This window comes from Ekhidna sp., assembly GCF_039940915.1.
Lineage (GTDB): Bacteria > Bacteroidota > Bacteroidia > Cytophagales > Cyclobacteriaceae > Ekhidna.
On record NZ_JBDVFO010000002.1, the window covers coordinates 1510001 to 1533418 of the forward strand.

Consider the following 23418-nt stretch of genomic DNA (forward strand, 5'->3'; position numbering starts at 1 on the left):
CGTCGAAGTTATCATCCAATTCAAGGGATGAAAGCAATGAGAGATGTTGTTCTTTCAGCTTTTGATACTTCGCATCAAAATCTTTTTCAATGATATCACCAATTCTAAGTCCATGTCTACCAATCTTATCCTGATAGGTAGGACCAATACCTCTTAATGTAGAACCAATCTTCTCTTCTCCTTTAGACAACTCCAATGCTTTATCTATTAGTTTATGAGTAGGTAGAATTAGCTGGGCTTTGTTTGAAAGCACTAGTGTTTTTGTTGCGTCGACACCAAATGGTTCAAGATCTCTAATCTCTCTCTCAAATACAATCGGATCAATTACTACCCCATTTCCGATGATGTTCAAAATATCCGGATGGAATATGCCTGAAGGAATTTGATGAAGTACATGCTTTTTCCCATCAAACTCCAATGTATGTCCCGCATTTGGCCCTCCTTGAAATCGTGCAACTATATCATACTTTGGTGCGAGAAAATCAACAACTTTTCCCTTACCCTCATCTCCCCACTGGAGACCTAAGAGTACATCTACTTTTGACATTATCTATTTTTTGATTTTTTGGAGTGCTTCTTCTTCTGATTCTGCAATATTAAATATTGCCTGAAGTTTTGTCATTATCAAAAGCTTATTAACATGATCAGACGGCTTTATTATATACAAGTCTCCCGTTTTATTTCTGAATTTGGTCAAGAGTGTGATTAAAACACCAATGCCGCTACTGTTTATGTAGCGAACATCTGAAATATTCAGCATGCAATGAGTTACTCCATTTGCAATTGCATCATTGGCTAACTCTACAACTTCAGGACCATTATTTTCTCCTATGAGGTCTCCTTCAAAATGGAGTTTTAGTACTTTATTATTAATCTCCTGCGTGTACTTCATTTACTTAACTTATGAGGCTACTTTATTTTGACAATTTTCTTTCTGACAACTTGCGTATAGAATCAACGAATGGTGCATTACTTTGAATTGCAAAAGTTGACCAACGGTTGTTTGAATGTTTTGAATTCTAGGGTCACAGAATTCATGTACTTTGTTACAATCTGTGCAAATTAGGTGATCGTGCTGTCTAAATCCATATGCTCTTTCAAACTGTGCTAAATTTTTGCCAAATTGATGTTTTGACACTAAATCGCAATCAACCAGTAGATCAAGGGTATTGTATACGGTGGCGCGACTAACTCTATAATTCTTATCCTTCATACTCACATACAAGGACTCAACATCAAAATGACCATCGCGATCATATATCTCCTCAAGTATTGCAAAACGCTCTGGAGTCTTACGTAAATTCTTATTTTCAAGATGAGCTTGAAATATCTTTTTTACCTCATCCATTACATTCTGTCCCGACATGCTACAAATATAAATTAAGGTACCCTATCATTTAGTCCTACTTACTTTTACAACCCCATTTACTTTCTCGAGTTTTTTGACAAGTCGATCAAGATGCGAGGTATCCTCAACATATAAGCGTATTACTCCTTCAAAGATTCCCCCTTCTGTATTTATTGAAAGAGATCTCATGTTTACTTTCAGCTCTTCTGAAATAATATTGGAAACATCACTTACTAAACCTAAGCGATCTGTTCCTATAATAGATAAGGTAGCTTCAAATGAATGTTTTCTTGAAGATGCCCATTTTGCTTTTATTATTCTATAGCCATAATTGGATAGGAGTTCAGCAGCATTGGGGCAAGTAGTGCGATGAATTTTTATGCCATCACTCACTGTTACGAATCCAAAGACATCATCACCAGCTATTGGATTGCAGCACTTCGCAAACTTGTAATCAATTATATCAAGATCCTCTCCTAAAAGAAGTAGATCACTGTCTGTCTTCCTGACACGACTCAGCTTTTCTTCCACATCTTTGGCCCCATGTACTCCTTCGTTCTGTTTTTGGGAACTTTTTCCCGCTTTCGCAAAAGACTTAATGAGTGAATGATCAATTTTACCCGTACCCACTAAATACAACAAATCTGCCGCTGATTTCACATTGAAATAGTGCGCAATGTCTTCAAGAACTGTTTGCTTGTAATCGATTTTTAATTGCTTGAGCTTTCGCTTTACAATTTCGCGCCCTTCATCTATGAAAACTTTGCGTTCCTCCTTTAATGCGTCTTTTATTTTTGATTTGGCCTTGGAACTAACTACGTATTGAAGCCAGCTTTCATTTGGTTTTTGTTTGCTGGAGGTCAGGATTTCTACTTGATCTCCATTTTTAAGCTCAAAACTTAATGGGACAAGCTTCTGATTGACTTTTGCTCCTAGGCAGTGCTCTCCTATTTCAGTGTGAATATCAAAAGCAAAATCCAATGCTGTAGCGCCTTGAGGAAGTGTCTTTAAATCTCCTTTTGGGGTAAATACAAAAACTTCATCGCTGTAAAGGTTAGAGCGGAAATCATCTACAAACTCAATGGCGTTACCATCATTCTGTTCTAGAATCTCACGAACTTTTGCTATCCACATTTCCAAGCCGGTTTCATCAGACGATTTTGCATCTTTATATTTCCAGTGTGCGGCATATCCTTTTTCAGCAATTTCATCCATGCGGGTAGTTCGAACCTGCACCTCCACCCATTGACCTTTATCACTCATTACTGTGGTATGGAGTGATTCATATCCATTGGCTTTTGGAATGCTGATCCAATCTCTCAATCTATCCGGATTTGGTTGATAATAATCTGTTACTAATGAATACACCTGCCAGCATAGTGCTTTTTCATCTCGATAAGGAACATTAAGGATGATTCTAACTGCAAATAGGTCATACACCTCGTCAAAAGGGACATTTTGTTTCTTCATTTTATTCCAAATGGAATGAATAGACTTGGGTCTTCCTTTTATTTCGTAATTAACATTTAGGGAGTTGAGTTTATCCTTAATGGGTCGAATAAAGTTTCGTATAAATTTATTTCTCGAATCTTTCGTCTCATTGATCTTTCCTGAGATATCATTATACACTTCTGGTTCAGAGTATTTCAGGTACAAATCTTCCAACTCCGATTTAAAAGCATAGAGGCCTAAACGATGTGCCAATGGTGCATATAGATATATCGTTTCATTTGCAATCTTTAGCTGCTTATTGCGAGGCATGCTCTCCAACGTTCTCATGTTATGTAGGCGATCAGCCAGCTTTATTAGGATCACCCTTACATCATCCGAAAGAGTCAACAGCATTTTTCTGAAATTCTCTGCTTGTTGTGAACTTCCCTGATCAAATACACCGGATATTTTTGTCAGGCCATCGATAATTACTGCCACTTTCTTCCCAAACAGCCTTTCGATATCTTCTAGCTCATAGTCTGTATCCTCTACTACATCGTGCAACAGTGCAGCTATAATGGAGGTAGTTCCCAATCCTATCTCAGAAATGCATATTTCTGCTACCTCAAGGGGGTGAAATATGTATGGTTCACCAGATCTCCTTCTCATACCACTATGTGCTTCCATAGAAGTATAAAATGCCTTCTTTATCAATTTAGCATCCCCTTCTTTAAGGACTGGCTTAGCTTTTCTAAGCAGACGTCTGTACCGTCTGATGATCTCTTTTTTTTCTGATTCTAAATCTTCCTCTACGACCATAATAATTTTACAAAATTAAACCCTTGTTGAATCAAAAATATTATCTATTTTTGCCATCCAATTTTCAGAGCGAGAAAAAGTTCGAGCAATGAAATCTGCGGATGTGGCGAAATTGGTAGACGCACTAGACTTAGGATCTAGCGCCGCGAGGCATGGGGGTTCGAGTCCCTCCATCCGCACTGAAAAACAACCCTCTTTCCGAGACCCGATAAACGGGACGAGTAAGAGGGTTTTTATTTTATAAACATCAAACAATAGTACGTTGGATATAACTTTTGACAAAACAGAAAAAACACAAGGCGTAATTAAAATTAGCGTAAACCGACCTGATTTTCAACCTGGTGTAGATCAAAAAATAAAAGAGTACAGCAAGACTGCTAGCATCAAAGGCTTCCGTCAAGGAAAAGTTCCTACCGGAATGATCAAGAAAATGTACGGCAATGCACTTGTTGTGGATGAAATAAACAAATTGGTTTCCGAAAAGCTTAATGCCTACCTAAGGGAAGGCGAAACGCAATTCTTAGGTGAACCACTTCCAGTTGAAACGGACAAGGAATTTGATTGGGAAAATCAGGACTCTTTTGAGTTTAAATATGAGATTGGATTTGCAGAACCTTTTGATTTGAAAGTTGATAAAAAGGTGAAGCTTGAAAAGTACCTTATCAATGTAGATGACAAAGTAATTGATGAAACCATCGAAAATCTACAGCGTCAGTTTGGGGAAATGGAAAACCCTGAAATTTCTTCAGAGAAGGATACCCTATATGGTCAAGTTAAGTCCAAAGATGGTGAGATCGATCAGGAAATCAGCATCGACCTAAGAGATCTTGAAAAGGGCACTTTGAAAAAGATGGTGGGAATAAAAAATGGAGCAGAGGTAGAAGTTGACCCCAAGAAGAGTTTCAAGCATGAAAATGCACTGAAAGGTCAGCTTAGATTGAATGACGAGGAATTTAAAAAACTAAAAAAGCTATCCTTCACTCTTAAGGCGATTAATCATCATAAGCTTGCTCCTATCAATCAGGAGCTTTTCGATAAAACTTTTGGTAAGGATACCATTAAAGATGAGGCAGGTTTTCGAGACCGAGTGAAAGAAATTGTTTCTCAGAACTACGCCTCAGAGTCTGACAAGTTTTTTGACCACCAAGTAAGGGAAAAACTGACTGATTCGGCTAAAATCAATCTTCCAGATGAATTTTTGAAAAAATGGTTAGTTAGAACTAACGATAACATCACGCCTGAGTTGATGGAGCTTGAGTACGAATCATATGCTAAAGAATTGAAATGGTCTCTGATCCGCAATCAACTTGTGAAGAGCAACGATATTAAGGTAGAGCATGAGGATGTAACTAATGAGGCCAAAGAGCTAATTAAGAAACAATTTGCTGGCTCAGGCATGGGAAATCAGATGGATGATCAACTTGATACCTTCGCTGACAATTATCTACAAGGTGAAAATGGCGAGAACTATATGAAGGTATTTAATCAGGTTCAATCAAATAAGGTATTGGAGCATGTTAAAAATGAAGTAACAGTAAAGGATAAAACTGTTTCTTTGGACGAGTTTAGAAAGCTTTGATTTTGAACCAAATGATATCATTTTAGGTTTTGAAGAAGTCCTGTACGCAGGACTTTTTTATTTTTACACCTTATACTTTAACTTATTGAAATGATAAACACTGAGGAATTCAGAAAATTTGCTGTAAAAGGCCAAAATATAAGCGGTACGGCCGTTGATGGATATGTTCAACATGTTGAAAACATGACGAGAGCGGTAATCGAGGAGAGACCTACAAATTTCCGCGAAATAGATGTTTTTTCTCGGTTAATAATGGATCGTATCATCTTCCTTGGAATGCAGGTAGAAGAAGGTATTGCTAATATCATTACAGCTCAACTGTTATTTCTTGAGTCTGTTGATTCTAAAAAGGACATATTATTGTATGTGAATAGCCCTGGTGGATCAGTATATGCTGGTCTTGGCATGTATGACACCATGCAATATGTCAATCCAGACGTAGCAACGATCTGCACAGGCATGGCGGCATCCATGGGTGCTGTACTTCTTGCGGGTGGTGCTGCCGGAAAAAGGTCGGCTCTTCCTCATGCCCGAGTAATGATTCACCAACCAAGCGGTGGGATGCAGGGTCAATCTAGAGATATGGAAATTACGCTCAAGCAAATGCAGGAGTTGCGAAAAGATTTGTACGGTATCTTATCTAAGCACTCAGGCAAATCATTAAAAGACATTGAAAGAGATTCTGATCGTGACTACTGGATGCGCGCTTCAGAAGCAAAAGAATATGGCCTCATTGATGAGGTATTAGAGAAAAAATAAAAATCATGGCTCAGGTTACTTGTAGTTTTTGCGGTAGAAATAAGAAAGATGTAGATCTCATGATCTCAGGAATACATGCGCATATATGCGATAAATGTATTGCTCAGGCTCAACAGATTCTCAACGAAGAGCTTAAAACTACATCTGAGAATGAGAGTCCAAATTTCAAGCTCATCAAGCCCACGGATATGAAGTTGCATCTTGATGAGTTTGTTATTGGTCAAGATGAAGCAAAAAAGTACATTGCTGTAGCTGTTTATAATCATTACAAAAGGTTGATGCAAACAGCCGATAAAGATGATGTTGTGATTGAGAAGTCCAACATCATAATGGTTGGGCAAACAGGAACTGGTAAGACCTATTTAGCCAGAACTCTGGCTAAGATCCTTCAAGTACCGTTTTGTATTGCTGACGCCACTGTTTTAACGGAAGCGGGGTATGTTGGAGAAGATGTAGAAAGCATCCTTACCCGACTTCTTCAATCTGCAAATTATGATGTGGAAGCAGCTGAGCGAGGCATTGTTTACATCGATGAGATAGATAAGATCGCTCGAAAGTCTGACAATCCATCGATAACTCGTGATGTCAGTGGTGAGGGTGTACAGCAGGCCTTATTGAAGCTTTTAGAAGGCACTACAGTAAACGTCCCCCCTCAGGGAGGTCGAAAGCATCCTGATCAAAAAATGATCAATGTAAATACGGAAAACATCCTTTTCATCTGTGGCGGTGCTTTTGATGGTATAGAAAGACATATCGCAAATAGGCTAAATACGCGACCAATCGGTTTTGCAAACGACAATGAGTTCAATTCTGGAGTAATTGACAAGGATAATTTACTTCAATACATCACTGCTCAAGACATCAAAAGCTTTGGCTTAATCCCTGAATTGATTGGCCGTCTACCCGTATTGACTCACTTAGATCCTCTGAATAATTCTGCGTTAAAGCGGATTTTAACAGAGCCAAAAAATGCGCTTGTAAAACAATATACAAAGCTTTTTGACATGGAAGAAGTGAAGCTTAGTCTTCAAGATGATGCACTTGATTACATTGTAGAAAAAGCGATGGAATTTAAATTGGGTGCAAGAGGACTGAGATCAATCTGTGAAGCCATAGTTACAGATGCGATGTTTGAATTACCCTCTAATAAGGACATTAAAGATATGGTGATTGATCGAGCTTATGCTGTAGAAAAGTTTGAGAAATCTAAGTTTAATAAGCTGCGAGCTGCCTAAACTTCACTCTTTTCTATCCACTCTGTTATTTTCTGAACCGCAGATCTTGCAACTGGCTGGGCACCAAGCTTTTCTTTAAATTCCTGATATCCCACCATCATTGTTGCGCAGTACTCATGATTATTGAGCACTAAGTCAAGTTCACCGATTACTTGTTCATGTTCATTTGATTTAAACGTCTTTATAATTTCTCGTCCTTCCACTTTATTGATGAGTGACTGTGCTGCTTTTGTAAAGCCTAGAAATCCCGGCTCTTCGGCAATTGAGATCTGTGGGCAATTGAGAAGTGCTGCCGCAACCGAATCTTGCTCTGAGTCTAAGATTACTGCATTTGCACTTTTTAGGACGTCCAGTCTATTCTCTACAAAGTCAATATTTCCAAATGACTTAATATATTCGATACTTTTGCCAGAAGGCTCTTTTCCTCCAATCAACCATCTGCAAGTATTTTCCTTCTCTGAAACAGATTTAATGAGATTAGGTATTTTTTTAAAATTTGCTTCTTTATTTATCAAAAGCCCTATTCTAAGCTCTTCGGAAGTCTCTCCCTTAAAATCATGTTTCCGGATTAAATCATTCACGTAATGTCCTATGCATTCGCTGGTTGTCCTCAGGTCATAGACAGGAACGTCTACATAGACTTTATGAAACCTGGCAAAGGCCTGCTCATATATCTTTCTTCCAGTACTGTAGTCAGCAGTAATTTGAAAAAAGCAGGTTTTTGCTTGAAGCTTCCTAAGCTTTGAAACAAGCCTACCATCAAAAGTGCTGCCGATAACACATAGTAAATCGAACTTTTGATCCAGGTGTGCTGATTTAATTCTCCGGTATTCGGATGAAAATTGGCATTCCTCATTTGAGTGTATTCTTAACTCCTTGCCTGAGTTGGTAAAAATCTCTGATCGAATATCAAAACGTTCTATTTCATTGGCCAATAACCTGGCAAAATCACTTGACTCTTGGGAGTTGGTAATAATTAGATACCTCATTTTTCTCCATAATAGTCTATGAAATTTCTTGGAGTCTCGTACAGTCTGAGGTGGTGAAGCTTAGCATCAGGTGCAATTTCTACAATTTTTGGTTCCAGAATGTTCCAGAATTCCAAAATCAAGTTTTCACAGCTCGCCATTTTTCCATTCATAAATGGTACATCCAGATTCAGGTTTTTGTGATCTACTTTTTCTAAAATTTCCTTTTTAATCAGGTTGCTCAGTCTTTTGAGGTCGATTACAAATCCTGTCTCCAAACTTGGAGTACCCCTCACTCCTACTATCAACTCGAAGTTATGCCCATGCCAATTCTCATTTGCACACGGACCAAATACTTCCACATTCTTTTCTTTGGACCAATTTGGATTGTATAGTTTGTGTGCTGCGTTGAAGTGTTCTTTGCGATAGACTGTGACCATGTGGCAAAGATAGATATTCGAAGAAGTTTGATCGTAAAGTTGTTCTGTATAAGCAAAAAAAAAGCCGTCGACTGACGGCTTTTTTTGAATTTCTACTAACTATTTAGTGGAAAGGAAGTACTGCTGCATTTGTTTTATTAGCAGCTAGTATTGCATTAACATTATGAGTTATCACGCAAGTTCCTGCGCCTGCATCATATGTAATTGCATCCATATCCGTTGGCAAGAAAGCTGGAACAGCAGCTTCAATATCACTTGCTGTGATATTTGTGTTTGATAGCTGCTCAACTTCAGAAACTGGCAACTTAATACCCAAATCCATCCATCTTCTACCTTCTGCTATAAAGATCTCTTGTCTCATCAAGTAAAGAGCTTCTAGATAGTCATCTTCAGTAACCAAAGCATCAATATCTGCATCAACTAATGATGTACCTGATATTACAGGAATGGTGATATCTCCTGCTAGTCTGTTAAGTACAAGTCCTGCTCTTTGAGCTTCTCCAGCATACCCGACAGTTACAGTAGTAACATCTGGTCTGTTGAATGTACTTGTAGTAGCATCGTTTGTTCTGCCCTCAACGCTATCATCGAAAGTAGCAGTTGCTCTTGTACCTACTAGTGCAATTACATCTTTCATTTTCTGATTAGCTCCTGGTAGGTCTGCATCAGATATTTCAGCTTCCGCTAAAATCAAATGAGCTTCCTCAATTTTCAAGATCGGAATCGGCGCTTCTAGAGTACTAGATACTGCATACGCTTTTGGATCAAGGAAATCCAGGCTTGGAAGTGGCTGCAAATCATCAAAGTTACCTCTGTCTTGCAATGCATCTTGCAAATCGCTATCACTAGCTGCACCGTTTACAGCATCCCATTCTACATTTCTCAAGTATGCAGCATCCGCAGCTATCGCTTCGTTTGCTTTAATCACTGCGTTTGCTTTATCACCAGTGAAGTAATACGCTCTAGCTAAAGCTAGTTTGTATCCTGCATTTGTGGCATCTAAAGCTTCTGCTGCCTGGAAATCTGCAATTGCATTAGCCAGATGAGTAGCAGCGGGTAAAGCCGCTTCTCCACCAACAGCTGGCAACGTTTTGAAGATTTCTCCGCCAAGCAAGAAAGCCCAACCTCTGAAGAAGTGTAACTCCGCTAGTTGTGCATCTGTAGATTCACTATCTCCAGGATGTATGGCGTTAATTCCAACATCGGCACTGTTTCTCAAATCAGAAATATCCAATGCCAAAGCATTCACGTCAGCATCGTTAAACCTGATATCCAATATATCAAACGTCTGATTAAAGAACGTTTGTGTATTTACATAGTTATCAGAAGCCAATGCAGCAATGACTAATATTTCATTGTAAGTAAGCGCCAATTGTCTGTCCAATCCTACCAACCACAAAGACGTGGAGTTAGGTGTTCCGATAATCGTTCCTTCCGTCACATTTGGGTTAACTACTTCTGTCGGATCTACAAGATCACAACTATTAATTACCAAAGTGGCTAAAAAAAGTATTATTGATATTCTTATAGTTTTCATACTATTCTCTAATTAAAAATTGAATTTAATTGACCCGATAAATTGTCTTGGAGCTGAGAATGTTCCATATCCAAAACCACCCACGTTAACTGCGTTTTGAGTTCTCGCACCTGCACCAGTAGTTTCTGGATCAAAGTTCGTCGCCTTGAAGAAGTTCAACGGATTCAACGCAGTGAATGTCACTTGTACGTTCTTCACGTGATCATTGAACCACTCATTAGGCATAGAGTATGAAAGACTAATGTTTCTAATTTTCAAGTAATCACTTGACTCAACCCAAACTCCGCCTAGGTCAAAGAATGACACTGAGCTACTTGCAGCTGGAACCCTGTCGTCATCCAATCCTCTAAAGAATCGAAGTACTTCGTTCGTATTTACAGAGTATCCACCAGTTTGCCAGTCACCCGTTACAAATAAGCTCCAACGTTGCTTGAACGTTGCACTCAATGTCATTGATCCGAAATAATCAGGCAAAGTTTTACCTAGATCAGTATTTCGCTCAACACTCGCCAATGCTCCAGACTCATCAAATGTTGGCTGAGCACCTCTAAGATATCCTAGTGGTAGTCCTTCAGTTACAAATGGGCCTAAGAATGTAAATCCTCCAATATTGAATTCAGCTGCACCTCCAGTGCTTTCCACCTTATTCTCAATTTTATTAAGTGATGCTGTCAAATTCACATCCCAATCAGCATTTCTAACAATGTTGAATGTAGAAACGATTTCCCATCCTTTGTTAGATATGGTTCCTAAGTTTCTTTGCCTTGCAGCTAAACCAAACGAAGGAGCGAAAGGTGCAGTAAATAATGCATCTTCTGTTTTGGAATCAAAATAGGTAACAGCTAGTGAGAACCTATCGTCAAGGAATCGAAGATCAACTCCAAACTCCGTTGTTTTCACTCTCTCTGGAGCTAGATTCGGAGCTGCAGGAACGAACGGCTGTACAGCTGTTCCACCTAAAAATGAATTTACTTCAAGGTTCGCTGCTCTTGCAAATGGAGCTGGGAAGTTACCCGCCTCTCCATATGTTCCTCTCAGTTTCATGAAAGAAACAACGCTAGAAAGTCCATCGAAGAATGCCTCATTACTTACTACATAAGAAGCTCCGAAAGATGGGAAGAATTGTCCACCAACATCCGTACCGAAAGCAGTGTTATAATCTACTCTGAAACCGAAATCAACAAAATATCTATCCTTGAATCCAACGTTTTCTTTACCGAAGAATCCGTAGTTAGTAACTGTCTGAATGAAATCCTGACCAATCACTTCCGATGAATTGTTTACAGATTTTGATCCTTCAACGACATTAGTCGCATCCAATCTTGTTTGACGATCATCATTTCTGAAGAATTGTCCACCAGCGATCGTAATGAAGGAGAAATCATTGTAAGTTTCTTCATACTGAATATTCAAGCTACCAGTTGAAGACAAGAAATTTCTCTCAGTAACAGCAATCGTACCTTGATCTGTAGTACCAGGAGCCTCAGACTGCTGTACTATCAAATACTCATTTGTATTGATCGCCTGTTGCTTAGAATAACGGTAGTCTACACCAAAAGTAGCTTTGATTGAAACCTTATCAATTGGATCATACGTCAAAGACTGAGAGTTTTGAAATCTCTTAACGTTTTCTGTGATATCTGCAGTTCTTGCTACATCACTCAGTAGTTGAGAAACGATTGCAACATCCGCAGGTGTCCACTCATCAGGGTTATTGGTAGAAAGACCAAATGTACCTGTAGAAAGACCTTGCTCGATTCCATAAGCTCTGTCAAAAGACGAATTCGCATTTGGAAGACGAGTGAAATTGTTTGATACAAAACCCAAGCTAGATTGTAAATTCAATTTCTCGTTCAGAGAAGCATTAATGGTTGTTCTCAGGCTATAGCGTTGGTTCTCAATACCTTCTCTATATCCGTTATCTCCATTGATACTACCTGTGAAATTGTAAGTAACATTTTCGTTACCGCCTGAAGCGCCAATTCTGTACGTTTGGCTAAACCCTGTTTTGAATACAATATCGCTTGTCGCATCGTACTTGAAGTAATCTCCAGTACCTTTAATTGCTCCTAGCTGTGTTTCAAAAGTAAATCTCGCTTTTCCAGCTTGACCTTTTTTGGTAAAAATCTGGATAACTCCATTTCCTGCATCAGCTCCAAATAGCGTAGTTGCTGCTCCACCTTTTACAAACTCAATTCGCTCAATTGCTTCTACCGGGATATCCGCTAAAGCTGAACTCTGAGCTCCTCCAGTCGCAATCCCTAAAGATGTTCCTGTGTTAAGGTTATCAACTCTTACTCCATCGATATAGATAATTGGAGTAGTCGATAACGCTGCTGAAGCTATACCTCTTGATCGAACAATTGAAGCTGTCCCAGGATCTCCTGATGACATTAGAATTTGAGAGCTTGGCAAGGCAGATTGAATCACCTGATCAATCCTTGTCAATGGCTTATTTTCTAAATCTTTTGCTGAAACTACATCTACTGTAGTAGCAATTCTATTCTTACTTATCCCTGCTCCTTGACCAGTTACAACAACTTCTTCCAGTTGAACTGCACCTCCCATGGTAACATCGATAGTAGTTCTTGAACCTACAGTAACTTCCTGAGTTTCAAATCCTACATAAGAAAAAATTAGCGATGCATCGCTGTCTACAGAAATTTGGTAATTACCGTCCAAATCTGTACTCACACCCGTTGTTGTGCCTTTAATCACAACATTCACACCTGGTAATCCTTCACCCGATTCATCGGTGACTTTACCAGACACTGTTATTTGCGCAATCACACTAAATGAAAATAGCGTGATTAACGCAAAACTTAGTAGTAAATTCCTCTTCATACTAACTAGTTAATCGTTAAACATTAATTATTTGAAGTCCGAAAGATATGTCTTTTTAAGAATAATTAACAAAACAACTATTTTTTTGAACGTCTTTAAATCACCATTAAAAGATGAAAAAACCCTTCCATCACCCTTATGTATGAGTAAAACATTCAACTAGCGAAATAATATTTCAGTGTATTGAATATTTACCCGAATAAATTTGGTGCCATAAAACGGCTAAAAACTGTAAAAAAAAATTAAACCTTCGGATCTCTATTTCGTAGACACCGAATTGCCATTTTCAGTTGTATTTCTAGTCCAAATAGGACGGTTAGGGAGACTATTTAAACTTCAGGATGCGGAACTCTATTCTCCTATTGGATTGCCTATTAATGCCTGAATCGTTAGGAACTAGGGGCTGAGACTCTGCATAACCTTGAAAGACTATTCTATCTTTCGCAATTCCTTTCCGTAATAATTCATCAAACACGGCCTTGGCTCTTAGCCTTGAAAGCTGTTGATTGTATTCATGTGTTCCTGCATCGTCTGTATGACCAGCGATTTCAACTTCTATTTCAGGGTTTTCATTTAATAATTGATATGCATTATCAATTTCTGACTTAGATTTTTCACTGATCACATAAGAGTCGATTTCGAAGTAGATGTTCTCCAAAACTAAAGTTCTACCTGCTGAAATTGGCTCTAAATTGATATCGATTGTATCTGGCTTGAACGCATTATTAAGGGCGGTTTGGAAATGGAAATCGTTATACAAATACCCTTTTTTCTTTACATAAGATGCTAAATCAAGTCCTACTGGTAATACCATGAAGTACTCTCCGCTGATTGAGTCTGATTTATTATCGTAGATAGTTTCATTGGAAGCTAAATCAATCACTTCTATCGCCGCCTTGAGAGGTTTTCTTGTTTGAGCATCGAATACTCTTCCAATAACATAAGATGCTGATTTGGATCGCACATCATCCGGGAGGGTTATTTGTACGATTTTACTGTCCAAAATCTCAAAATTCTTCTGTTCTTCTTTTGCGAAATAGGCGGTTTTACCATCTGCTCCAATGACAATCGCAACTTCATCTTTATGTGTATTTATTGGGTAGCCTAAGTTTTGGGGTTTGCTCCAAGTTGAATCATTTTTTGATGCAACGTATAAATCATACCCACCCATTCCTGGATACCCATTGGCAGAGAGGTAAAGCGAGACCCCGTTTGGATGAATGAAAGGAGTCGTTTCGTCCCGATTCGTGTTTATGGAATCTCCAAGGTTTTGGGGCTTGGTCCATTTCCCGTCAATATTTTTTGAACTCCATATATCTCTCCCTCCATGTCCTCCAATTCTATTTGATGAGAAGTAAAGGGTCTTTCCATCCGATGACAATGATGGCTGGGATTCCCAGTAAACAGAATTTATGGGTTTACCTAAATTCTTAGGCTTGGACCAAGAGTCTCCTGTTTTTTTTGAAATATATAGGTCACAACTTCCGAGAGAATTTCTACCATCGCATGATGTAAATATCATTGTCCGTCCATCTGCGGATACCGTGCATGCGCCTTCATTTAAAGGGGAATTAATCCGAGGGGAGACTGATTGAGCAGGCGTCCATTGCTTATTTTCATAGTAACTCACTACAATGTCCTCATCTCCCTGCAAATAATCTCTTTTTGTATAGAACATTGTTGCGTTATCAATGGTGATAGAAGGCAAATACTGCAAGGTGAATCGATTTATTTCAGGAGGAAGTATTTGGATGCGAATGCTATCTGGAGAATGTGCGAGCTGCTTTTCAGCGAATTCTAAACTCTTTTTCAACAAAATGATTTCTGGGCTCCCACCTCTCTCTGGCACCTTAAGCAAAAAATCATTCAAGAAACTTTCTGACACTGAATAATGACCTCTATCAAAGGCCATAAATGCAAGTCTTTCTAAAACAGAAGCAATTGGGTTGGGTGCTACTCTCACATAAACGCTGAACTTTGAGTAAACAGAATCTTCCTGACCTAAGGCATTGTAAAGGCTTCCCATTCGGATGTATGCTTCGGAGAAGTTTGGGTCCTCTTTTGCTGCTTCTTCCAAAAAGGATATTGCTCCTTCAAAGTCTCGTTCTTTGTATTTCTTATCTGCCTTTTCGTATAGTTTCCTTGCCTTCTTACTATCAGTAGAAAGGCCTCCTTGGGAAAACACACAAAAGGAAATAACTAACAAAAAAAGAAAGACAATTCCTTTCTTCAAGGGATGTCCATGTATTTGTGGGTCTGTAATGATATCTTCCATCTTGGATTCTGCTTAACAAAATCAACGATCAAAGGTGTCATTTCTTTTTCTTTTGACCACTCGGGTTGAAGAAACAATTGTGATTCTGTGTGCATTTTTTCGGCATGACTAGCTGCCCAACTGAAATCACTCTTATTGAAGGCCACTACTTTTAGTTCGTGCGATAGTGTGTAAAATTCATCAAGTGGGGCTTTGAATTTTTTTGGCGAGAAGCAAATCCAATCCCAATCTCCAGTAAGTAAATAGGCTCCAGAAGTCTCAATATTGGTTTGTAATCCGGCTTGCTTCAGTGATTTCGTGAGCTCCGAAAGATCATACATCAATGGCTCACCGCCAGTAACAACAACCACATTAGCTCCTGACGCTTGTGCTTCTTTTGTGATATCCTCTACACTAAACCAATCAAACTGCGAAGCGTCCCATGATTCTTTCACATCGCACCACACACATCCTACATCACACCCTCCCAACCTGACAAAGTAGGCTGGAGTTCCGGAGTAGAAGCCCTCACCCTGAATGGTATAGAATGACTCCATCACCGGCAAGAAGGCCGGATCAGTGATTGAGCTCATAGGCTTTCAAGGTATTCAACAGCAATGAAGCTATTGTCATTGGCCCTACACCACCAGGGACTGGGGTAATATGGCTAGACATTGGAGCTACTTCATCATAAACCACATCTCCGGATAGTCTAAATCCTGATTTCTTTGAAGCATCTTCAACTCTGGTGGTCCCAACGTCTATTACAACAGCTCCTTCTTTCACCATGTCTTTTGTAATTAAACCTGGCTTACCTACTGCCACGATGAGAATATCTGCTTCTTGCGTATGGCTTTTAAGGTCTTTTGTCAATTTATGGCATACGGTAACTGTCGCACCGCCATCCTGCAACATCATTAAGCTCAGTGGAGCCCCGGCGATTCGAGAAGCCCCAACTATCACGCAATGCTTCCCTTCCGTTGGAATATCGTACCTACTCAGTAGCTCCATCACACCATAGGGGGTAGCAGGCAAAAGGAGTTGATGATGAGACATGATACTACCAAAGTTTTGATTGGTAAAACCGTCTACATCTTTACGAGGGGCAATCTTCTCTGTTATGTGCTCCACAGAAATGTGATCAGGCAATGGGATTTGCACAATAAATCCATCAATGTCGTCATCTTCATTGAGTTGCTGAATGTGCTTGATCAGTTTTTCTTCTGAAATAGTGCTTGCAAAATGCATCAGTGTAAAATCAAATCCAACTGCTTTACAAGCGTTGATTTTTCCATTTACGTAGCTATGGCTTGCGCCATCATCACCCACGATAATGATCGCCAGGTGTGGAGCACGATGGCCATCTGATTTGATAGCTTCGACCTTTTCAGCTATTTCGTTTTTTATGTCCTTGGAAACTTTTCGTCCGTCAATAATGGTGGGCATAATTTATCAGTTTAATCAAGTTTGAGAACGGCCATGAATGCTTCTTGTGGAATTTCGACATTCCCCACTTGACGCATTCGTTTCTTTCCTTTCTTTTGCTTTTCTAAAAGCTTCCGCTTCCGAGAGATATCTCCTCCGTAACATTTTGCCAGTACATTTTTACGCATTGCTTTCACAGATTCTCTTGCAATGATCTTTGTCCCAATTGCTGCTTGAACAGCAATTTCAAACATCTGTCTTGGGATAAGTTCTTTTAGTTTTTCACAAAGTCTTTTTCCCCATTCGTAAGCTTTGTCTCGATGAACTATCGCTGAGAGGGCATCGACTTTATCACCATTTAGCATAATGTCGAGCTTTACCATGTCTGATCTTCGGTAACCAATCAGCTCATAATCAAGCGATGCGTACCCTCTTGAAATGGTTTTTAACTTATCGAAAAAATCAAATACAATCTCGGCAAGAGGTATTTCAAATGTGAGTTCTACGCGATCTGAAGTGAGGTACACCTGGTTCTTAATCTCCCCTCTTTTGTCCATGCAGAGTGCGATGATAGGCCCGATAAATTCTGATTTGGAAATAATCTGCGCACGGATAAATGGTTCTTCAATGTGACTAATTACGTTTGATTCAGGTAGCTCTGATGGTGCACTAACTTTGAGGATATTTCCATCATTTTCAATGGCATGAAATCGCACAGAAGGGACTGTGGTAATCACTGTCATATCAAATTCCCTTTCGAGTCTTTCCTGCACAATCTCCATATGCAGCATTCCTAGGAAACCACATCTAAATCCAAAACCCAAAGCAGCTGATGTTTCAGGCTCCCAAATCAATGATGCGTCATTGAGCTGAAGTTTTTCCATCGAAGCGCGAAGCTCTTCAAACTCACTCGTTTCCACTGGATAGATGCCAGCAAAAACCATCGGCTTGACGTCTTCAAATCCTTTCACCTGAAGTTGGGTAGGTCTATCCACATGCGTAATAGTATCTCCAACTTTTACCTCTTTCGCCACTTTGATACCTGATATCAGGTATCCAACGTTGCCTGCCGAAATTGTTTTCTTGGGCTCATGATCTAGTCGTAATACTCCTATTTCGTCCGCTTCATACGTTTTCCCTGTATTGACGAATTTGACTTTATCTCCTTTATTGAATGAGCCATTAAAAACTCTAAAGTATACTTCTATCCCCCTGTACGGGTTGAATACTGAATCAAAAATCATTGCCTGGAGTGGTTCTCCAGGATCTCCCTTGGGCGAAGGAATTCGATCGACGATGGATTCAAGAATGTCTGTAATTCCTATGCCTTCTTTGGCGCTGGCATGGATTATGGATTCTTTTTCACATCCAATTAAATCAATAATCTGGTCGGAAACCTCCTCTGGCATTGCTCCCGGAAGGTCAATCTTATTTAAGACTGGTATAATTTCCAAGTCGTGTTCAAGTGCCAAATATAGATTTGAGATCGTCTGTGCTTCAATGCCCTGAGCAGCATCCACAACCAATAAGGCTCCTTCGCAAGCAGCTATGGATCGCGACACTTCATATGAAAAGTCCACGTGTCCAGGAGTATCGATCAGATTGAGCGTATACTTCTCCCCATTTAGCTCATAGTCCATCTGAATGGCATGGCTTTTTATGGTAATCCCACGTTCACGTTCCAGATCCATATTATCTAGCAACTGCGCCTGCATGTCACGTTTAGCAACTGTTTGAGTAAACTCCAATAGTCTATCAGCCAGGGTGCTTTTACCATGATCGATGTGGGCAATTATGCAGAAATTTCGAATGTTCTCCATTAAATAAATAAGTCAGCGGATTGTGACTTCACTCTCCTAATCCTTTGAAAATTAGGCGCAAAGGTAACATGACCTCAAGCCCATTCAAAGGGTGAATATATAATTCGATCAAAAAAGAACTAATGTTTGTTTTTGGTGTCCATTAAAATGGTAACTGGACCATCGTTTACCAATGAAACTTTCATATCTGCCCCAAATTCTCCTGTCTGTACTTCCTTTTCTATCTGCTCCTGAAGCTTGAATACAAATAGTTCATATAGTGGAATGGCAGTATCTGGCCTTGCGGCCTGAATGTATGAAGGGCGATTGCCTTTCTTCGTGCTGGCATGAAGAGTGAATTGACTTACTACCAAAGCTTCTCCATCCACTTCTAGCAAACTTTTATTCATTACGCCTTCCTCATCAGGAAAAACACGCATGTTGGCAATTTTACGGCAGAGCCATTCTACGTCATCTTGACTGTCAGCCTCCTCAATTCCTAAAAAAATAAGAAGACCATTGGAAATCTCTGATTTAACCTGCTGCTCAATGGTGACGGATGCAGCTGATACACGCTGGATGACTACTCTCATTCTGAATATGCAATATCTATCATTTGGCCAGGCCTGTATCTACCAAACCCGTCTTCTTTTTTGTGTGCTACCTCAATCATCGCTTTTGCTACCTCTACGTCATGTATGGCTCCTACCTTTTTCTTGGATCCAATGGTGAAAAAAGAAGCGATAGCACTCAACACTTTAGCTACTTCTTCCATGAATCGATATTCCTTTCTATTTCCAAGCAGCAGTGAGGGCTGAAATATCTTAAGTCTTTTAAGTTTTAGTTCTTGCAATCGATCTTCAAGCTCGCCTTTTGCCTTATTATAAAACAATGGTGAAGAGCTATTGGCTCCCACAGCAGTAACTACCAGCAGTTGTTGAAAATCTGGTTGTAATTGAGCCAATCGGGCAAATGATATCGGATATTCTACATCTACTTTTAAAAATGCTTCCTTAGAACCTGCCTTCTTTCGAGTGGTTCCCAAGGCACAGTAAAAGTCATGCCCGTTCAATCGTGATGCTTTTTTACTTAAATCTTCAAAATCTTCGATGATTAGTTCTATCAGCTTTGGGTCTTTGATTTCATGTGGTTTTCGTAAAATCAAGAGAACAGAATCATATCTATTGTCTTTCACCATTAGCCTAACTAATTGCTTTCCAACCAACCCTGTAGCTCCAATGACTACTGCTTTTTTAGATGCCATGGATAATTAATCTAAGCATCGTCAATCTGTTTGTCCCAATTTTTTTTCTTCCCATTGGAGAAATTTAGTGATGTCTCGATTCAGTTTTTTCGCAATGAGAAAAATCACCGAGGCATCATCTGTAAAGCCCAAAGCAGGAATGAAATCAGGAATTAAATCTATTGGTGTGATGAAGTATAGAAGAGCGAAGACAATCAGTATTATGCTAGAAACGGAGAATGAGCGATACGCTCCTGATAAGTGTGATTGAGTCATCCGGATGAGAATCTCAAGTTTGCTTTTTAATTCCCTCAACTCATTTGAGTTTTCCGCCAAATTCTTCAACTTCTTACCTGCAGATGAAAGCGTAGTTTTTATTTGGCCTTTGTCAGATGCAGTTTTTTTTGCCTTTTCCCATATCTTCTTAGTCTTATCCATCTTTTAAAAAACGTCCTGAATTTCTTCTTTGATGTATTTGATGGCTTGTTTTGGGGTATCCATTTCTTCTCCTGCTGTATTTTCCAGAATCGCGCGGGCAAGGTCAAATCCCTTGGCCTTTTCATCTAGTGAATTGGTTGAAGAATTCACGATGGAGATGGTTTGCTCTACAGCGGTGGTAACGTACGTCCAGGCGCTATCTGACATGTATACTTGCTGTGAAAGGTTGTGATTGAACTCGTTTCTAATCTCATGAATTAAGATTTGTTGAAATTCTTCAGCTGTGTAATCAGAACTGCTGAGCCTGGATATGAGATTGGATGGTGTAATTCGTTCTAAAAGCAAAACAATACGTTCATAGGCTTGCAGTCGAATAGGCACGACTATTTCCTGATTTTTCTGACGCACACTAAAAGCGATTTCATCTAGTTGCTTTTGCAAAAAAGAGCGTACCAATAGGTAAGCGAGATAAAGCATCAGAGCGGCAGGAATTGTAATTTTTAGTAGGTCGTAAACCATTTCCATGTATTGGATTGTTTAGTGTTGATAATCGTCAAAAGTAACTCGAAAAATTCGAGATTTATTCATTGTCAATTGGTATTACTTAAAACACTTTATTCGAAAAATTAAAAGTTATTGTTTCAATTTGTGGAATCATAAATCAAGACAATTCTTCTTTTTATATTTTCACTATCAACTTGATTTTACTCATTGACTAAAGAACCATGTTGACTTAGGACTAAAAGTAAGTTTAGAACGTGACAGACGCGCAAGACAAACAAATACCTGTAGAAATAACGGAAAGAGCACTGGAAGAGGTGAAAAATATCTTAAAAAACAAGGGTATACCGGAGGGCTATGGCCTACGCATAGCTACAAAAGGAATGGGATGTGGCGTTGGCTTTAAACTTGGTTTTGACAAGAAGAAAGAAACAGATGATGAATACTTCATCGATGATGTACAGATATTGGTTCAAAAAAGAGAGATGATGTTTTTGGTGGGAAAAAAGATCGAGTTCTACGATGAAGCTGACGCGAGGGGATTTGTGTTTATCTAACCCTCTAACTCAACTGTGGCCTTCCGACACAATCCCTTGATCGGCGGGTTGTATTTGCTCACTCGAACCTGGACGTGACTGATTTCTGAGAAATTGTCTCTTAGCGCTTTAATCATCTTTCCAGCAAGGTGCTCTAAGAGATTGGCATCAATACTCATCACATTTTGCACAATCTCATAGACTTTTTCATAGTTGACCGTACCTTCAAGCTTATCATCAGATGCAGCTTCAGCAAAGTCTAACTCAAGTGTAACATCAACGCTGTATTTATTTCCAATCACACGTTCCTCCTCATAGTAACCGTGACGGGCATAAAATTCCATTCCCTCCAAAGAGACCTTCCCCATGATTTTAGTCTGTATCTAATTCGTCAAAAAACGAAACTGTCTTGGATATACGTGGCCCCTTTTTTTCCTCCGGTTGTTTTTCAGTGTTCCCCTCTTCCTGTTGCTCAACGGCCACTACTTCCTCTTTCTTTGGCTCTGTTTTTATTTCTACTGGCTCTGCGGGTTCTTTTATGGTTAATTCTTCCTGCTCGGGCTTCACATTCTTCGGTTCCTCTTCTTTCGAAACCTCCACAGGTTTAATTTCAGCCTTTTCGTTTTCTATCGGTTGCTTTTGTACGATTCTTTCACGTATCTCTTCTGTTTTTGGAGGCTCATAAGCTGCTTCTGTGTTTATCTCTGAAGTTTCTTTTTGAATAGGCTCAATGTGCTTCGTTTCTATCTGCACTTCCGTCTTTTCCGATTTGATCCGCTCCTCACTTTCCCGAGCCAACTTCTTTACTCGCTTCACATAGTCGTCGAATTTAAACTCTTTGCTTTCGCCAGTATTTCGTTCCACTTTCTCAATAAGCGTTACCGAAAGGTTCTTTAACTCTTGCAGTGCATTTTGGCGATGGTTTTCAATATCTCGGTGGTTCTGCTCTATGCCTTTTACCGCATCTTGTAATTCCTCAATGATTTGGCGTGCTTCCATTTCAGCCTGCTCTATCATCGCACGTGCTTTATTTTTAGACTCACTGAGCAAACCCTCTGCGTTCATCTTGGTTTCTTTCATGTGAAGCTCAGCAGCTTTGTTTGCCTGATCTATCACATTAGCGCCTGTATCTTCTGCGGTTTTAAGGGTCTTGTATAGCGAAGATTCTACTTCTCGGAGCTTTGAGACCTCTTTCTCTGCTTGGTTGAGCTTCAGGTTTAACTCTTTATTCTCCTCAAGCATTCGTTCCCACTCATTGGATAATGACTGCAAAAAAGCATTCACTTCATCTTTATCGTACCCTCTAAGTTTCTTCTCAAACTCTTTTTGACGAATTTCCAGCGGTGTTATCTTCATTCTTCAAATTTTATTTCCCAAACAGAGATCGAACGATCATCGCTACAAGTTACTAACAAGTCACGATAATTCATCCAAAGCAGCTTATTAACGCTATTTCCGTGCCCAGCGTGTCTATGTTTGTCAAGTACTTTTAGCAATTGGAAATTGTGTGCATCCCACAGTTTAATTGCTTTATCCATACTTGCCGTCACAAAGTATCGTCCATCTGCCCGAAAGGTCAAGTCATTGATGGTATATAGGTGAGCTGCGATAGATTCTCTCATTAAATAATCAGCCTGACTGTCCCACACTTTTAGTTGAGCATCTCGACCTCCAGAGATCACATATTTACCTGATGGGTGGTACTTAGCCGCGAAAACAGAATTCTTATGTCCTATTAGCTCATGTTGCACTTCTTTGGTCTGGTCATCTACAATCCGCGTGACATTATCACTGCATGCTATAGCCACTCGATTTTCACTCGTATCAAAATTTCTTACACGATCATTCGCATATTTGATTCGGTCTTCTTCTACCATATCTTTTGATAACACGACAACTTCCCCATTGGAAAGTCCGACCCAAAGCTGATCGTTGATTAGTTTCAAATCAAATAGCTGAAAATCTCCCAATTGAATTGACCCTACCTCGTTCTTCGCATTCAGATCAATTTTATGAATCCCCTCATTGTTTTCACCCACATAAAGGAATCCTTCTTTTTCATCGTAAGTGAGTGCATAAACCGATCCTTCTATCCTTACAATAACTTCGCCCTCATCAGGAGATTTTAAATCCCAGAGTACGACCATGCCGTCTCCACCTGCAGAAATGAACCTGTGATCATCGAGACTTTGCAATGTGTAAATGCTATCGTTGTGACCTAGAAAAGTATGCAGTTTTTTTACGTTGATCTTGCTCATTTGG

23 protein-coding genes and 1 tRNA gene (1 of these 24 running past the window's edge) are annotated in these 23418 nt (G+C 39.5%); 5 read left to right on the top strand and 19 right to left on the bottom strand.

Features of this window, described 5'->3' with window-relative positions; genetic code table 11:
- The 4 genes in view from ABJF57_RS11765 to ABJF57_RS11780 are tightly spaced (at most 45 nt apart) and all read right to left on the bottom strand, a layout consistent with a single transcriptional unit that may run on beyond the window.
- On the bottom strand, nucleotides 1-547 hold the 5' portion of the coding sequence (locus ABJF57_RS11765) for an adenylosuccinate synthase (protein ID WP_462229249.1). 716 nt of this gene lie to the left of the window's left edge; 547 of the gene's 1263 nt are visible here — the first part of the coding sequence; its start codon is at nucleotides 545-547; its stop codon lies off the left edge, out of view.
- 3 nt (nucleotides 548-550) lie between these two features.
- Nucleotides 551-892, bottom strand: a complete 342-nt coding sequence (locus ABJF57_RS11770) for an STAS domain-containing protein (protein ID WP_462229251.1) — start codon at nucleotides 890-892, stop codon at nucleotides 551-553.
- Between the two features lie 9 nt (nucleotides 893-901).
- Nucleotides 902-1348, bottom strand: a complete 447-nt coding sequence (locus ABJF57_RS11775) for a Fur family transcriptional regulator (protein WP_462229253.1) — start codon at nucleotides 1346-1348, stop codon at nucleotides 902-904.
- Between the two features lie 45 nt (nucleotides 1349-1393).
- A complete protein-coding gene (locus tag ABJF57_RS11780) occupies nucleotides 1394-3598 on the bottom strand; it encodes a RelA/SpoT family protein (protein WP_462229255.1) in 2205 nt (734 codons plus the stop codon).
- 97 nt (nucleotides 3599-3695) lie between these two features.
- On the opposite strand from ABJF57_RS11780, the gene ABJF57_RS11785 reads away from it, so the two are divergent.
- From ABJF57_RS11785 to clpX, 4 genes are all read left to right on the top strand, one after another.
- Nucleotides 3696-3777: transfer RNA gene (locus ABJF57_RS11785), tRNA-Leu, on the top strand.
- 83 nt (nucleotides 3778-3860) lie between these two features.
- Nucleotides 3861-5177: a trigger factor gene (locus ABJF57_RS11790; protein ID WP_462229257.1), complete on the top strand. Its 1317-nt coding sequence runs from the start codon at nucleotides 3861-3863 to the stop codon at nucleotides 5175-5177.
- Between the two features lie 90 nt (nucleotides 5178-5267).
- A complete protein-coding gene (locus tag ABJF57_RS11795; RefSeq protein ID WP_462229259.1) occupies nucleotides 5268-5936 on the top strand; it encodes a ClpP family protease in 669 nt (222 codons plus the stop codon).
- A gap of 5 nt (nucleotides 5937-5941) precedes the next feature.
- Entirely contained in the window at nucleotides 5942-7171 is a 1230-nt protein-coding gene (gene clpX / locus ABJF57_RS11800; protein ID WP_462229261.1) for an ATP-dependent Clp protease ATP-binding subunit ClpX, read from the top strand.
- On the opposite strand, the gene ABJF57_RS11805 is transcribed toward clpX, so the two are convergent.
- The 12 genes from ABJF57_RS11805 to ABJF57_RS11860 form a co-directional block, all read right to left on the bottom strand.
- The gene (locus ABJF57_RS11805) at nucleotides 7168-8160 is read right to left on the bottom strand and encodes a hypothetical protein (RefSeq protein ID WP_462229263.1); all 993 of its coding nucleotides are present in this window, start codon (nucleotides 8158-8160) and stop codon (nucleotides 7168-7170) included. The genes clpX and ABJF57_RS11805 overlap by 4 nt on opposite strands.
- Entirely contained in the window at nucleotides 8157-8579 is a 423-nt protein-coding gene (locus tag ABJF57_RS11810; protein WP_462229265.1) for a 6-pyruvoyl trahydropterin synthase family protein, read from the bottom strand. Before ABJF57_RS11810 ends, ABJF57_RS11805 begins: the two co-directional genes overlap by 4 nt.
- A gap of 103 nt (nucleotides 8580-8682) precedes the next feature.
- Entirely contained in the window at nucleotides 8683-10116 is a 1434-nt protein-coding gene (locus ABJF57_RS11815) for a hypothetical protein (RefSeq protein ID WP_462229267.1), read from the bottom strand.
- A 12-nt stretch (nucleotides 10117-10128) separates the two neighbouring features.
- Nucleotides 10129-12960: a TonB-dependent receptor domain-containing protein gene (locus tag ABJF57_RS11820; RefSeq protein ID WP_462229269.1), complete on the bottom strand. Its 2832-nt coding sequence runs from the start codon at nucleotides 12958-12960 to the stop codon at nucleotides 10129-10131.
- Nucleotides 12961-13285: 325 nt separating this feature from the next.
- Nucleotides 13286-15235: an OmpA family protein gene (locus ABJF57_RS11825; protein WP_462229271.1), complete on the bottom strand. Its 1950-nt coding sequence runs from the start codon at nucleotides 15233-15235 to the stop codon at nucleotides 13286-13288.
- The gene (locus ABJF57_RS11830) at nucleotides 15190-15807 is read right to left on the bottom strand and encodes a 7-carboxy-7-deazaguanine synthase QueE (RefSeq protein ID WP_462229273.1); all 618 of its coding nucleotides are present in this window, start codon (nucleotides 15805-15807) and stop codon (nucleotides 15190-15192) included. Before ABJF57_RS11830 ends, ABJF57_RS11825 begins: the two co-directional genes overlap by 46 nt.
- The gene (locus tag ABJF57_RS11835; RefSeq protein ID WP_462229275.1) at nucleotides 15791-16660 is read right to left on the bottom strand and encodes a bifunctional 5,10-methylenetetrahydrofolate dehydrogenase/5,10-methenyltetrahydrofolate cyclohydrolase; all 870 of its coding nucleotides are present in this window, start codon (nucleotides 16658-16660) and stop codon (nucleotides 15791-15793) included. Before ABJF57_RS11835 ends, ABJF57_RS11830 begins: the two co-directional genes overlap by 17 nt.
- A gap of 11 nt (nucleotides 16661-16671) precedes the next feature.
- Nucleotides 16672-18459, bottom strand: coding sequence for a translation elongation factor 4 (lepA, locus tag ABJF57_RS11840; protein WP_462229277.1), 1788 nt, complete (start codon nucleotides 18457-18459; stop codon nucleotides 16672-16674).
- Nucleotides 18460-18578: 119 nt separating this feature from the next.
- On the bottom strand, nucleotides 18579-19031 hold the full coding sequence (gene dtd / locus ABJF57_RS11845) for a D-aminoacyl-tRNA deacylase (RefSeq protein WP_462229279.1): 453 nt from the start codon (nucleotides 19029-19031) through the stop codon (nucleotides 18579-18581).
- A complete protein-coding gene (locus ABJF57_RS11850) occupies nucleotides 19028-19702 on the bottom strand; it encodes an NAD(P)H-binding protein (RefSeq protein WP_462229281.1) in 675 nt (224 codons plus the stop codon). The genes dtd and ABJF57_RS11850 overlap by 4 nt, the downstream gene beginning before the upstream one ends.
- A 21-nt stretch (nucleotides 19703-19723) precedes the next feature.
- Entirely contained in the window at nucleotides 19724-20119 is a 396-nt protein-coding gene (locus tag ABJF57_RS11855; RefSeq protein ID WP_462229283.1) for a YkvA family protein, read from the bottom strand.
- A 3-nt stretch (nucleotides 20120-20122) separates the two neighbouring features.
- Entirely contained in the window at nucleotides 20123-20644 is a 522-nt protein-coding gene (locus ABJF57_RS11860; protein ID WP_462229285.1) for a DUF7935 family protein, read from the bottom strand.
- A 233-nt stretch (nucleotides 20645-20877) separates the two neighbouring features.
- Between ABJF57_RS11860 and ABJF57_RS11865 the strand changes: the two genes are divergently transcribed.
- Nucleotides 20878-21177: a HesB/IscA family protein gene (locus tag ABJF57_RS11865; protein WP_462229287.1), complete on the top strand. Its 300-nt coding sequence runs from the start codon at nucleotides 20878-20880 to the stop codon at nucleotides 21175-21177.
- On the opposite strand, the gene folB is transcribed toward ABJF57_RS11865, so the two are convergent.
- The 3 genes from folB to ABJF57_RS11880 are packed head-to-tail and all read right to left on the bottom strand — an operon-like array spanning nucleotide 21174 to nucleotide 23414.
- On the bottom strand, nucleotides 21174-21524 hold the full coding sequence (folB, locus tag ABJF57_RS11870) for a dihydroneopterin aldolase (RefSeq protein ID WP_462229289.1): 351 nt from the start codon (nucleotides 21522-21524) through the stop codon (nucleotides 21174-21176). The genes ABJF57_RS11865 and folB overlap by 4 nt on opposite strands.
- A 4-nt stretch (nucleotides 21525-21528) precedes the next feature.
- Nucleotides 21529-22512, bottom strand: a complete 984-nt coding sequence (locus tag ABJF57_RS11875; RefSeq protein WP_462229291.1) for a DivIVA domain-containing protein — start codon at nucleotides 22510-22512, stop codon at nucleotides 21529-21531.
- A complete protein-coding gene (locus tag ABJF57_RS11880) occupies nucleotides 22509-23414 on the bottom strand; it encodes a WD40 repeat domain-containing protein (protein WP_462229293.1) in 906 nt (301 codons plus the stop codon). The genes ABJF57_RS11875 and ABJF57_RS11880 overlap by 4 nt, the downstream gene beginning before the upstream one ends.
- Nucleotides 23415-23418: the final 4 nt, after the last annotated feature.